The organism is Nocardiopsis sp. RV163, assembly GCF_001029525.1.
GTDB classification, from domain to species: Bacteria; Actinomycetota; Actinomycetes; order Streptosporangiales; family Streptosporangiaceae; genus Nocardiopsis; species Nocardiopsis dassonvillei.
Window position 1 is genome coordinate 1 of the sequence record NZ_LEKI01000169.1, and the last position, 12,202, is coordinate 12,202.

The window sequence follows — 12,202 nt, forward strand, 5'->3', positions numbered from 1 at the left end:
CCCCCGGGTTCCCGCCCGCCGCGGGCCGCCCCGCCGGGTGCCCTCGCACCGGGAGCGCCCTCGTCCGCGTCCGCCAAATCCGCCTGCCCCGCCTTGTCCACCGCGTCCCGACCCGTTCGGTTACGAATGTGCTTGGCCGCCTCGCGGCTCGTTCACGGTCTTCTCCCGGGAACTGGCACGTACCGGCCATCCGTCGAGGACTGGTTGTCCGAAAACCGAACACCGCTCCGGAGACTCGCGTCCATGAGGGTCTCGGCGGCGCCGCGCGGGAAGCGAGGCTTCCCGTCCGGGAGAGACTGCGCCCATTGTATTGATCCGGACCGTCGACTCCTCAGGGCTCACGGAAACGGCCCGGTTCGGACCCCGAACGCCCATGACCGTTTCCCGCTTCCGGTTCGGCCACAGAGCCGTATTTGCACGCCTTATCCGTCTAACTCCGGAGTAAGCGCGTAGAACGCTTACCGCCCGGGTAACCAAGCTGGAGATGAGTGCACCGGTGAGCGAGGACCACCCCCATGAAGCCCACTCCACGCGTAGACCGAACCGTCACCCCACGACAGCCTCCCCTCCACCACCGTCGCCCGCACCCCCACCGGCAGCGCCACCCCACTCCGGGAGGAATCACCGTGGACGGGCCCTACCTCCGTGTCGAAGAGAGCGGGGACATACGCCAGCTCGCCGGTGAGGTCACCACGGTCGGCCGCGGGGAGGGCGCCGACATCCGGCTGAACGATCCGAGCGTCTCGCGACTGCACGCCGAACTGGTCCGCCGCGGCCCCTACGTCTACGTGGTGGACCTGGGCCTGTCGCGCAACGGGACCCGGGTGAACGGCCGCCCCATCGCCCGCCGGGTGCTGGAGGAGGGCGACGTGGTGAGCTTCGGGACCGCGCGCTGCCGGGTCGGCGGACTCCCCAAGGAGCAGATCAGCCCCGACATCGAGCTGCGGCGCGGCGCCGCCCCCGAGCTCACCCGCCGGGAGCTGGACGTGCTGACCGCGCTGTGCCAGCCCGCGCTGTCGGAGGAGGCCTTCGTGGCCCCGGCCACCGCCCGGGACATCGCCGAGGCGCTGGTGGTCACCGAGGCGGCGGTCAAACAGCACCTGTTGCGGCTGTACCAGAAGTTCCGCATCCCCGAGGGGCAGAACCGCAGGACGCGGCTGGCCAACGAGGTCGTGGCGCTGGGCCTGGTGCGGCCGATGCCGATGGGCGGCTCGGCCCGCAAGGCCAGTTGAGCGCTCCCCCGGCCCCACCGGAGGGGTGCCGTGCGCATGGCCGGACCGGAAGCGGTCACTCATTGTGATCGCAATCGGCCCGTGTGTGACGCCGGAGCCGGGCCCCGCCCCGGACGGGGCCCGGAAGGGGTGTGCCTAGAGGGCGGCGGCCTGCCGTTCGGCGGCCTCCACCACGTTCACCAGCAGCATCGCCCGGGTCATCGGGCCAACGCCGCCGGGGTTGGGCGACAGGTGCCCGGCCACCTCGGCCACGTCGGGGACGACGTCGCCGACCAGGCCCGACTCGGTGCGCGAGACGCCCACGTCCAGCACGGCCGCGCCCGGCTTCACCATGTCCTTGGTGATGAGCCCGGGCACTCCGGCACCGGCGACGATGATGTCCGCGCGGCGCGTGTGCTCGGCCAGGTCCCGGGTGCCGGTGTGGCACAGGGTGACGGTGGCGTTCTCCGACCGGCGGGTCAACAGCAGGCCGAGGGGGCGGCCCACGGTCACGCCGCGCCCGACCACGACCACCTCGGCGCCCTTGAGCGGCACCTCGTAGCGGGTGAGCAGCTCCACGATGCCGCGCGGGGTGCACGGCAGCGGCGCCTCCTGCATCAGCACCAGTTTGCCTAGGTTGGAGGGCTGGAGGCCGTCCGCGTCCTTGACCGGGTCGATCAGGCCCAGCACTCGGTTCTCGTCCAGGCCCCTGGGCAGCGGGAGCTGCACGATGTAGCCGGTGCAGGCCGGGTCCGCGTTGAGTTCGCGGACGGCCTGCTCCACCTGCTCCTGGGTCGCGTCGGCGGGCAGGTCGCGGCGGATGCTGGCGATGCCCACCTGGGCGCAGTCGCGGTGCTTGCCGCGCACGTAGGAGTGGCTGCCCGGGTCGTCGCCGACCAGGACCGTGCCCAGGCCGGGGGCGACGCCGCGGTCGTGCAGCTTCGCCACTCGCTCGGCGAGCTCCTCGCGGATGGACTTGGCGACGGCCTTGCCGTCCAGGACGATCGCGCTCATGCGTTTGTCTCCTCGCTCAGTGGAAGAAGTGCCGGGTCCCCGTGAGGTACATGGTCACGCCGGCCGCCTCGGCCGCGGCCACGACCTCCTCGTCGCGGACCGAGCCGCCGGGCTGCACGACGGCGCGCACCCCCGCACCGGTGAGGATCTCCAGGCCGTCGGGGAAGGGGAAGAAGGCGTCGCTGGCCGCGACGGAACCGGTCACCCTCCCGCCCGCGCGCGTGACCGCCAGGCGGGCGGAGTCCACGCGGTTGACCTGGCCCATGCCCACGCCCACGGTGGCGCCGCCGGAGGCCAGGAGGATGGCGTTGGACTTGACCGCGCGCACGGCCTTCCAGGCGAAGGCCAGGTCGGCCAGGGCGGCCCCGTCGGCGGGCTCGCCGGTGGCCAGGGTCCAGGTGGAGGGGTCGTCGCCCGGGGCGTCGATGGCGTCGCGCGACTGCACCAGCAGGCCGCCGCTGATCTGGCGGTGCTCCACGCCCGCGCCGGGAGCGGAGCCCCGCGCCACGAGCAGGCGGATGTTCTTCTTGCGACTGAGGATCTCCACGGCCGCGGGCTCGAAGGCGGGGGCGACGACGACCTCGGTGAAGATCTCCGCGATCTGCCCGGCCAGCTCCTCGCCGACGGGTCGGTTGGTGGCGATGACGCCGCCGAAGGCCGACACCGGGTCGCAGGCGTGCGCCTTGCGGTGGGCCTCGGCGTTGTCGGCGCCGACGGCGATCCCGCACGGGTTGGCGTGCTTGATGATGGCAACGCACGGCTGGTCGAAGTCGTGTGCGGCGCGCAGCGCGGCGTCGGCGTCCACGTAGTTGTTGTAGGACATCGCCTTGCCGTGCAGCTGCTCGGCTCCGGCCAGGCCGGTCTCCGGCGCGCCAGCGACGGTGTAGAGCGCCGCCTTCTGGTGGGGGTTCTCGCCGTAGCGCAGGACCTCCCTGCGGTTGTGGACGGTGGCCAGGAAACCGGGCCAGCCCGACTCGGCGGCCTCGGCGTCGGGGGCGTAGTCGGCCGCGAACCAGTCGGCGACGGCCGCGTCGTAGGCGGCGGTGTGCTGGAAGGCGAGCCCGGCCAGGCGCTTGCGCTGCTCCGGGGTGAAGCCGCCGTCGCGAACGGCCTCCAGTGCGGCGTCGTAGCCGCCCGGGTCGACCACGATCGCGACGCTGCCGTGGTTCTTGGCCGAGGCGCGCACCATGGCGGGGCCGCCGATGTCGATCTTCTCGATGCAGTCCGCCTCTGAGGCACCGGAGGCGACGGTGTCCCGGAAGGGGTAGAGGTTGACCACGACCAGGTCGAAGGGGGCGATGCCCAGCTCCTTGATCCTGGCGACGTGCTCGGGGTTGTTCTGGTCGGCCAGCAGCCCGGCGTGCACGGAGGGGTGCAGCGTCTTGACGCGGCCCTCCATGATCTCGGGGAAGCCGGTGACGTCCTCCACGGGGGTGACGGGGATGTCGGCGGCGCGCAGCCGCGCGGCGGTGGAGCCGGTGGAGACGATCTCCACCCCGGCCTCGGCCAGGCCGATGCCCAGCTCCTCCAGACCGGTCTTGTCGTAGACGCTGATCAACGCACGCCTGATGGCCTGCTGGGTCACCGGTTCTCCTTCGTGTCGGTCGCGTCGGTGACGCGCTGCTCGGTGCGGCCGAACCGCACGTGCCTGCCGTCGATGGTCCAGCCCTCGCGGGCGAGCCTGCCGACCGTGTCGACCAGCATCGCCCGCTCCACGGTCTTGATGCGCTCGTGGAGGCTGGCTTCGTCATCGCCGTCCTCGACGGGAACCGCGACCTGGTCGATGATCGGACCGGAGTCGACGCCCTCGTCGAGGAAGTGGATGGTGGTGCCGGTGACGCGGACACCGTGGGCGAGCGCGTCACGCACGGCGTGCGCGCCGGGGAAGGAGGGCAGCAGCGCGGGGTGGATGTTGACCGCGGGGTGGCTGCCGATCACGGCGGGGCCGAGGATGCGCATGAAGCCCGCGGAGACCACCAGGTCGGGGTGGTGTTCGCTGATGCGTTCGGCCATGGCGGCGTTCCACCGCGAGCGGTCGGAGTAGTCGCGGAAGGGGACGACGAACGCGGGCACTCCGGCCTCCTCGGCCAGTTCGACGCCGCGGGTCCCCTCGCGGTCGGAGCCGACGGCGACGACGGTCGCCCCGTAGGCCGGGTCCCTGGCCGCCTCCAGCAGGGCGGCCATATTGCTGCCCGTGCCCGATATGAGGACCACCACTCGCGCGGACAATGCTTCTCCCATTGTGTAGAGAACGGTGCGAGAGCCGCCTCCGGCCTTCCGGGGGCGCCGGGGGACGGCGCAGCATCCGGATCTCGCGTACGCCGGTCCGGGGCCGGCGCGCGCCGGAGCCGGAGGCGTGGTGTGCGGGTGACCCGATCGTCCTCCGCCGGGCGCTCCCCCGCGGGCCGGAGGCGTCCGTTGGGGGTGGCGGCGGGTGACGGGCGGGTGACGGGCGCGCCCGCTGGGCCCGCCCGCGTTCCCACCCTATCGGTCCAGGTAGCGTCTACCCACGGGGAGTGGGTGTTGACCGACCTGTGACGGGGGTCTCGGCGGCCCGCGGACCGGCGTGACCATGGACGACGGGTACCTCCGCGCGGCGGAGGCGACCACGGCGCCCCGAGCGGGGCGCGCATAAGGAGTGAACCTTGACCGACAACAGCCCGGAGCCCCGGAACGAGGGGCAGCCGCCCAGAGCCGAACGCGGCGGCCTGTGGGGCCTGTTCTTCGGGGCGGCCGGCCTGCTGCTGCCGCCCTACGGGGTCGTGCTGTCAGTGTTCGGTGTCGTGCAGGGCTTCCGTGCGAGGCGGGCCGCGCGGGCGAACCGCACCGAGGCACCAGGCGCTGTGATGAGCGTGGTCGTGGGCGTGCTCGGGATCGTGATGTCGCTGTCGCTGTTCGCGGTGGCCGTGGTGTACCAGGAGCAGATGGCGCGGTACCGGGACTGCTCGGCCCTGGCGCAGACGGTCTCCAGCCAGAACGAGTGCGACGAGGCGTGGGAGTCCTCCACCGGTCTTCCGCCCACGGTGGTCGTCAACTAGGTCGGTCGAGGCGTCCCGGGGGGGGCGGCGGGGGTGCCCTGCCGCCCCCTTCGCGCGCCCGGGAGTCTTCCCTGGTTGTGACGCGCTCTCCGGTTCCGGCCACTACCCGGGTCGGGAAACGGCCGCTCGCCCACGCCGCGAAGATCCCCCAAGGGATTACACTAAGTATGCAATCAATCACTAAAAGTGCTGACTACCCTTGCGCGGAGAGGACTCGATGGACACCGACGCCCCCGGCCCGTCCGGACCGGAACTGAGGGAGTACACGGCACTGCTGCGCCGCCGCTGGCGGTTCGTCGGCGCCGGGGTGCTCGGCGGGCTGGCCCTGGCCTCCGCCGCGGCGGTCGGGCTCCCCGCCGCCTACACCTCCGTCTCCGCCGTCCAGGTCCAGCCCAGCGGGATGGCCGAGTTCACCGGGGAGCGCTCGGGCCGCCTGGCCGGGGACGTCAACCTCGACACCGAGGCGCAGGTCCTGGTGTCGGAACGCGTGTCGTCCGCCGTGGCCGGGGCCCTGGCCGAGGAGGGCGGCGCAGCGCCCTCGGTGACGGACCTGCGCGAGCGGGTGGACGTGAGCGTTCCCCCCAACAGCAGCGTCCTGGAGATCAGCTACTCCGCCGAGAGCCCGGAGGCCGCGCGGGCGGGCGCGCAGGCCTACGCCGACGCCTACCTCGAACTGCGCCGCGAGCGGATCGACGAGCTGATCGAGAGCCACCTGGAGGCACTGCGGGGTGAGCAGGAGGCCCGCTACGAGGCCCTCGCCGAGGCCGCCGCGGGGCCCGCCGGCCCCGGCGCGGACGCGCGGGTGGAGGCCCTGCGCGCGGAGATCACCGAACTGGGCAACCGCATCAGCCCGCTCAGCGCCCTGGCGGAGGCGGTCGAGCCCGGCGGCGTCATCACCCCGGCGGGGCTCCCCGAGCGCGCGAGCAGCCCGGTGCCCGCCCTGTGGCTGACCGGCGGCGGTGCGCTCGGCCTGCTGGCGGGGCTGCTGGCGGCCGTGGTGCGCGACCGCCTCGACCCTGGACTGCGCGACGCCGGGGAGACCGGGCGGATCGGGGCCGTGCCGGTGCTGCTCGACCTGTCCGAGCGGGTCGGGCGCGGCCAGCGCTCCCCCGGGCTGCTGACGGACGGCGACCGGTGCGGGCAGCGGGTCAACGAGTTCGCGCACCTGGTGCGCGCCCGCCTCGCTGCGGTCCCCGTTCCCTCGGCGGCCGACCGGCCCTCGGGGGGAGCCGGGGCGGGAGTGTCCGACCGCGCCGGAACGGCCGCGGACGCGGGGGGCGACCGCAAGGAGGACGGGCTGGCCGGACTCCTCGGTGAGGAGGAGGCGGTCCTCGGCCGCGTGCTGCTCGTCACCGCGACCACCCCGGGCCGCGCCGGGGCGGCGGCCGCGGTCAACCTGGCCGCTTCCCTGGCCCGCACGGGCTCGGAGACGCTACTGGTGTGCACCGACCCCCGCACCGACACGATCGGAGAGCTGCTGGGACTGCCGGAGGGCCCCGGGCTGGCCGAGGCGCTGCTGGAGGGTGAGGACCCCGCCGACCTGGAGGTGCGGCCCGACGCGGTGCCCCGGCTGCGGGTCCTGCGCTACGGGGCGCCGGGTCTGGACGCGCCGGTGCAGGGCACCGCGATGCCGGAACTGGTGCGGCTGCTGCGGGCGGGGGCCGAGTACGTGGTGGTGGCGGTGGCGCCGGTGAGCGAGCGCGCCGACGCGCACGCGCTGGCCGGTTCGGCCGACCTGATGCTGCCGGTGGTCGAACTGGACCGCACGCGCCGGGCCGGGCTGCGGGAGCTGCTCCTCCTCGCCGACCGGTTCGGGGTGCCCGTTCCGGGCACGGCCGTCCTGCCGCGCCAGCCGCTGGCCGGGCCCGCGCCGGTGGCGTCGCCGCCCACCGCCGAGCAGGTCGCCGGGAAGGAGGCCGCCGGGCCCGGCCGCACGTCCGGAAGGGACGGAGCGGTCGGGTCGCACGAGCCGGCCGGGGAACCGGCCGGGCCCGCGAGGGGCCGCGCCGGTACGGGGATCGCGCTGACCGGCATCGTCAGCGACCTGCCCCCCGCCGGGGACGCGGGGACGCGGGTAGGCGGCGGGACGGCACGACCCCCGGAGCCCGAGGACGCCGACGGGGCCCCCGGGGTGCCCGGCCCCCGGCGGGCTGAGGCCGCGGCGGGACACGGGAAGGCCGTGGAGGGCCCGGCGGAGGACGCGGACTCCGCGGGCGCGGACGGTGGCGAGCGCGCCGGTGGCGTCGGCCCCGCCGAGGAGCGCTCCGGGGTGGCCGGGGTCGGCACGGCCGAGCGGTTCGCGGAGGCGGACGGGTGCGGCGACGGCACCGCGCAGGACGCGGCTGCTCGCCGCGACGGCGGGATACCCGCGCCTTTGGAGGTCCCCCGCGTGCTGGGCGGCGACGGCGCCAGCCAGATCCCGGTGACGCCCGAGGCCACCGGGACCGGCCGGACCGAGGCCGACACCGCGGCCCCGGGCTCGGCCTCGGAGGCGGAGGCGGCGTTCGGACTGGCCCGGACCGCCGAGTCGCGCGAGCCCCACGGACCAGAGGCGACAGTCAGCGGCGCCGAGGCAACAGAGGCCCTCGTGGCCTTCGCGACCGAGGGGGCGGAGGGAACCGAGGCCCCCCGGCCGACCGGAGCCGCCGGGGACGCCGCCTCCCCGGGCACCGCACCGGACATCACCCCCGGCACCGCACCGGGGACCCGGAACTGATGGCCTGGAGCACGTCCGCACGCGCCCCCTGGCCGACCGCCGGGGCGGCGGCCCCCGTCGTCGGGGGCCTCGGGGGCCCGCTCCCCGTGGGCGGGACCCGCGTCGGCACCGGTCGGCCGCTGCTCTGGCTGCTGGCCGGGTACCCGCTGTGGTGGGCGCTGGGCCTGGGGCAGTTCGCGTACTGGCTGTTCGCGGTCCCGATGGCCGCCGAACTGGTGCGCCGGCACCGCGCCGCGGGGCTCCGGGTTCCCCCGGGGTTCTGGCTGTGGGCGCTGTTCCTGCTGTGGACGGTGCTGGGTCTGTGCCTGGTCCACCTGGAGATGCCCGGGACCGTGCCGGACAGCGGCGGATACGGCGGCGCCGTGCTCCGCGCGGTCAACTACCTGGTGCTGACGGTCCTGGTGCTCTACGTCGGCAACCTCTCCGAGCGCGAACTGCCCACGCGCGCGGTCGTGGGCGCGCTGGCGGTGCTGTGCCTGACCACGATCGCGGGCGGCTACCTGGGCATGCTCGCGCCCCGGTTCGAGTTCACGGCCCCGGCGGAGTACCTGCTACCCGCCGCCCTCGCCGCCGATCCCTACGTGCAGACGCTCATCCACCCGGCGTCCGCACAGGTCATGGACATCTTCGGGTACGAGTCGGCCCGGCCGAAGGCACCCTGGGAGTACACCAACGTCTGGGGCTACATGCTCTCCCTGCTACTGGTGTGGCTGGTGGTGGGCTGGGTGGCGCAGGGTTCGGGCTGGGTGCGCTGGGGCGGGCTGGCCGCCGCCGCGCTGGCCGTGGCCCCCGCCGTGCACTCGCTCAACCGGGCCCTGTGGGCGGGACTGGCGCTGTCCGCGGCCTTCGCGGCCCTGGCGGCGCTGCGCCGCGGCCGGGTGGTCCTGGTGGGCGCCTGCGCCGTCGCGGGCCTGGCGGTGCTGCTGGCGCTGGCCGCCTCGCCGCTGGCCGACGTGGTACGGGCCAGGCTCGACAACCCGCACAGCGACGACGGCCGGGCCGCCACCAGCGGGGCCTCCGTGGAGGCCGCCCGCCTGTCCCCGGTCACGGGGTGGGGCACCACCCGCGAGAGTCTGGGCAGCTCGGAGTCGATCGCGATCGGCCCCACCTCCGAGTGCCCCGGCTGCGGCCAGCACGTCATCGGAAACGCGGGACAGCTGTGGATGACGCTGATCGCCGGGGGCTGGGTGGGCACCGGCCTCATGCTCGCCTTCTTCGCGCACGTCGTGTGGCGCTACCGCCGCACGGACTCGCTGGAGGGGCAGGGCGCGCTGCTGACCGTGCTGCTGCTGTTCTGGTACATGTTCTTCTACGTCGCGCTGATGTCCCCGCTGGCCGTCACCATGGTCGCCGTCGCCCTGCTGTGGCGGAGCGGGGAACCGGTGCTCCGGCGGCGGACCGCGCGCACCCGCGGGGGTCCTTGGTGAACAGCGAGACGACCTACCTGACCGACCTCGCCGCGGTGCTGTGGCCGTGCGGCGGGCTGCTCGGCCCCGGCGACCGCGGTATTCGGCGGCTGGTGCGCCGCGACCGGGGCACCCAGTACCTTCCGGTCCCCAACGCCCATAACCCCCGGGTGATCCTGCCCGCGCACGACCGGTCGGCGGCGACCCGGGGCATCACGTCCTTCGCGCAGGGGCACTCGTTCCGGGAGAGGGCGCGCACACTGCTGCTGACCGGGGCGTTCGCCACCGGGCTGGCCCCGCTCCTGCTGAGGGACAGGCTGTACGTGGGGGCCGGTCCGGGCATCGAGCACGCGCTCACTGCGGCGCTGGACCGCGACCTGGCCGTCGCCATCCACGTGGGGCCGCCCCGGGCCAACCGCAAGCCGGTGCTCCTGCTGCTCACTCCCGGCGGACGCACGATCGGCTACGCCAAGGTGGCCGTCAACGACCTGACCTCGCGCCTGGTTCTCGCCGAGACGCGCGCCCTGCGCCAGCTTGCCGAGGCCCGCATGCCGGACGTGACCGTCCCCCGGCTGCTGCACGAGGGAGAGTGGAACGGCCACCCGCTGCTGGTGCAGGAGGCCCTGCCGGTGGGCGTCCAGACCGACCGGCCCACGCGGCGCCAGCTACTGAGATGCGTGACGCAGATCGTCGGACTGTCCAGGGTGCGGCGCCGGAGGTTGTCCGACAGCCCCTACCGGCGGTCGCTGGAGGAGCGGATCGTGACGCTGGGCACGCGCCCCGAGGTGGGTCCCCTGCGCGCGGCGCTGCGCCGCCTGCCCGACGTGTACGTGCCGTTCGGAGCCTGGCACGGCGACCTGACCAGGTGGAACATCGCCAGCACCGCGCGGCGCGCGTTCGTGTGGGACTGGGAGCGCCTCGCCATGGACGCCCCGGCGGGCTTCGACGCCCTGCACTACGACCTCAACGAGTGCGTGCAGGCAGGGGTCCACCCGGGGGTGCACCGGTGGCTGGAGAGCGGTTCGCGGCTGCTGCGCGACCCGCTGATGTCCGAGACCGGGGTGCGCTCCCACACGGTGTCCACGGTGATGGCGCTGTATTTGATCGACCTGGCCACCCGGTACCTGCACGACCGGCAGGACGAGAGCGGCGGCCACCTGGCGGCCGTGGACGACTGGCTGCTGCCCGCACTGGAGGGGCTCCAGGAGAGGGCGGCCCACGAGGCCGCACACCAGACCTGAACGCCCCCGCCCGGCCCGGGCGGTCCCTCCGGGTCCGGGCGGTCCGGCGAACCGGGCCACCCGATCGATTGACACGACCCGCCGAGCCCGGGCGCCGAGGACGGCTACCGGGGTTGACCGAAACTGCGACAGAAGGAGCACGTGATGCCCCGGAGCACCGTTCCCGTCCTGTTCCACCGCACGGCCGTCCCGGCCCGGAAGGCGCTCCTGCCCCTCGCCGACGGCCTGGGCGCGCTCACCGCGCCGGCCCGCGCCCTGCCAGACTTCCTCGTCTGCGGGGCGCAGCGCGCGGGCACGACGTCGCTGTTCAGGACGCTGTGCCTGCACCCGTGCGTCACCGGGCCCACCCTGCGCAAGGGGGTGCACTACTTCGACACCGGCTACCGCGGCGGCCCGGACCGGTACCGGGCGTACTTCCCCCTGCGCGCGTCGCTGCGGGCCCGGCCGGGAAGGCCACGGGTGAGGGTGGTCGAGTCCAGCCCTTACTACCTGTTCCACCCGCTGGCCGCCGAGCGGATCGCCCGCGACCTGCCGGACGTGCGGGTGGTGGTCATCCTGCGCGACCCGGTGGAGCGGGCCTACTCGGCGCACGCGCACGAGACCGCGCGCGGCTTCGAGACCGAACCGTTCGAGCGGGCGCTGGAACTGGAGCCGGAGCGGCTGGCCGGTGAGGAGGAGCGGATGCTGGCCGATCCCGCGTACCTGTCGTACTCCCACCAGCACCACGGCTACGCGGCGCGCGGCCGCTACGCGGACCAGTTGGCGCGGATGGAGAAGCACCTGGGACGGGACCGGATGCACGTGGTGGACCACGCCGACCTGTTCGACGGCACGGCGCGGGCGCTGAGCGGGGTGGAGCGGTTCCTGGGGCTGCCGCCCGGGCAGGGCGACGCCCCGGGCAGGCACAACGCGCGCGCCCGGACGAGCATGCCCGAGGGGCTGCGCGCGGAACTGGCGGCGCGGTTCGCCGACAGCGACGCGCGGCTGGCGGACTGGTGGGGGCGCGTCCCCTCGTGGCGCGCGTGACCGCCGCGGCGGAGCGGGAGCGGGCGGGGCTGGGCCGCGTCCTGCGCGGCGGAGCGGTCAACATGGCGGGGGCCGTGGTCGGCGCCGCGCTGAACCTCGCGGTGATCGTCACGATCACGCGGGCGTTCTCCCAGGAGGCGGCGGGGCTGCTGTTCTCGGCGACGTCGGTGTTCCTGATCGCCGCGGTGGTGGCCAACCTGGGCGCGTCGGACGGCTTGGTGTACTTCATCGCCCGGATGCGCGTGTTCGGCGGCCCCGGGGGCGTGCCCAGGCTGCTGCGGACGGCCGCTGCCCCTGCCGTGCTGGCCGCGTGCGCGCTGGCGGTGCTGCTGCTGGTGTGCGCCGGGCCCGTGGCGCGGGGGCTGGGCGGCGGCGAGGCGGAGGTCTACCTGCGGCTGCTGGCGGTGTTCCTGCCGTTCGCGGTGCTGGCGGACACGGCCCTGGCCGCGACGCGGGCCCACCACGACATGGCCGGAACCGTGCTGGTGGACAAGGTGGGCCGCCCGCTGGCGCAGTTGGCCCTGGTGGCGGGGGTCGCGCTGTCGGGGGC

At 74.7% G+C, this 12,202-nt stretch carries 9 protein-coding genes and 1 pseudogene; 7 read left to right on the forward strand and 3 right to left on the reverse strand.

Going from position 1 to position 12,202, the window contains the following annotated elements; genetic code table 11:
- The first annotated feature begins 626 nt into the window (after positions 1–626).
- The gene (locus ABD54_RS22415) at positions 627–1,232 is read left to right on the forward strand and encodes an FHA domain-containing protein (protein ID WP_047871509.1); all 606 of its coding nucleotides are present in this window, start codon (positions 627–629) and stop codon (positions 1,230–1,232) included.
- Between the two features lie 135 nt (positions 1,233–1,367).
- Here ABD54_RS22415 and ABD54_RS22420 read toward each other — a convergent pair whose 3' ends face one another.
- Genes ABD54_RS22420 through purN form a run of 3 tightly spaced genes read right to left on the reverse strand, consistent with a single transcriptional unit; the run spans position 1,368 to position 4,442 of the window.
- Entirely contained in the window at positions 1,368–2,225 is an 858-nt protein-coding gene (locus tag ABD54_RS22420) for a bifunctional methylenetetrahydrofolate dehydrogenase/methenyltetrahydrofolate cyclohydrolase (RefSeq protein WP_047871510.1), read from the reverse strand.
- A 16-nt stretch (positions 2,226–2,241) separates the two neighbouring features.
- Positions 2,242–3,810, reverse strand: coding sequence for a bifunctional phosphoribosylaminoimidazolecarboxamide formyltransferase/IMP cyclohydrolase (gene purH / locus ABD54_RS22425; RefSeq protein WP_047871511.1), 1,569 nt, complete (start codon positions 3,808–3,810; stop codon positions 2,242–2,244).
- Positions 3,807–4,442, reverse strand: coding sequence for a phosphoribosylglycinamide formyltransferase (purN, locus tag ABD54_RS22430; RefSeq protein WP_047871512.1), 636 nt, complete (start codon positions 4,440–4,442; stop codon positions 3,807–3,809). Before purN ends, purH begins: the two co-directional genes overlap by 4 nt.
- Before the next feature lie 428 nt (positions 4,443–4,870).
- On the opposite strand from purN, the gene ABD54_RS22435 reads away from it, so the two are divergent.
- The 6 genes and pseudogenes from ABD54_RS22435 to ABD54_RS22460 all read left to right on the forward strand — a co-directional run.
- Positions 4,871–5,263, forward strand: a complete 393-nt coding sequence (locus ABD54_RS22435; protein WP_047871513.1) for a hypothetical protein — start codon at positions 4,871–4,873, stop codon at positions 5,261–5,263.
- Positions 5,264–5,480: 217 nt separating this feature from the next.
- Positions 5,481–7,979, forward strand: a complete 2,499-nt coding sequence (locus tag ABD54_RS22440; RefSeq protein WP_047871514.1) for a lipopolysaccharide biosynthesis protein — start codon at positions 5,481–5,483, stop codon at positions 7,977–7,979.
- Positions 7,979–9,406, forward strand: a complete 1,428-nt coding sequence (locus ABD54_RS22445; protein WP_047871515.1) for a ligase — start codon at positions 7,979–7,981, stop codon at positions 9,404–9,406. The genes ABD54_RS22440 and ABD54_RS22445 overlap by 1 nt, the downstream gene beginning before the upstream one ends.
- Positions 9,403–10,626 carry a phosphotransferase gene (locus tag ABD54_RS22450; RefSeq protein ID WP_047871518.1) on the forward strand — a complete coding sequence of 408 codons (1,224 nt, stop codon included), beginning with the start codon at positions 9,403–9,405 and terminating at the stop codon, positions 10,624–10,626. Before ABD54_RS22445 ends, ABD54_RS22450 begins: the two co-directional genes overlap by 4 nt.
- Positions 10,627–10,770: 144 nt before the next feature.
- A complete protein-coding gene (locus ABD54_RS22455) occupies positions 10,771–11,652 on the forward strand; it encodes a sulfotransferase (RefSeq protein ID WP_047871516.1) in 882 nt (293 codons plus the stop codon).
- Positions 11,622–12,202: pseudogene (locus tag ABD54_RS22460) on the forward strand (oligosaccharide flippase family protein); the annotation flags it as partial. The gene ABD54_RS22455 and the pseudogene ABD54_RS22460, both read left to right, overlap by 31 nt.

Bases quoted from the DNA above. Each gene is read 5' to 3' on its own strand.
- ABD54_RS22455 (WP_047871516.1), top strand. From the start codon at position 10,771: ATGCCCCGGAGCACCGTTCCCGTCCTGTTCCACCGCACGGCCGTCCCG.
- ABD54_RS22420 (WP_047871510.1), bottom strand. From the start codon at position 2,225: ATGAGCGCGATCGTCCTGGACGGCAAGGCCGTCGCCAAGTCCATCCGC.
- ABD54_RS22440 (WP_047871514.1), top strand. From the start codon at position 5,481: ATGGACACCGACGCCCCCGGCCCGTCCGGACCGGAACTGAGGGAGTAC.
- ABD54_RS22445 (WP_047871515.1), top strand. From the start codon at position 7,979: ATGGCCTGGAGCACGTCCGCACGCGCCCCCTGGCCGACCGCCGGGGCG.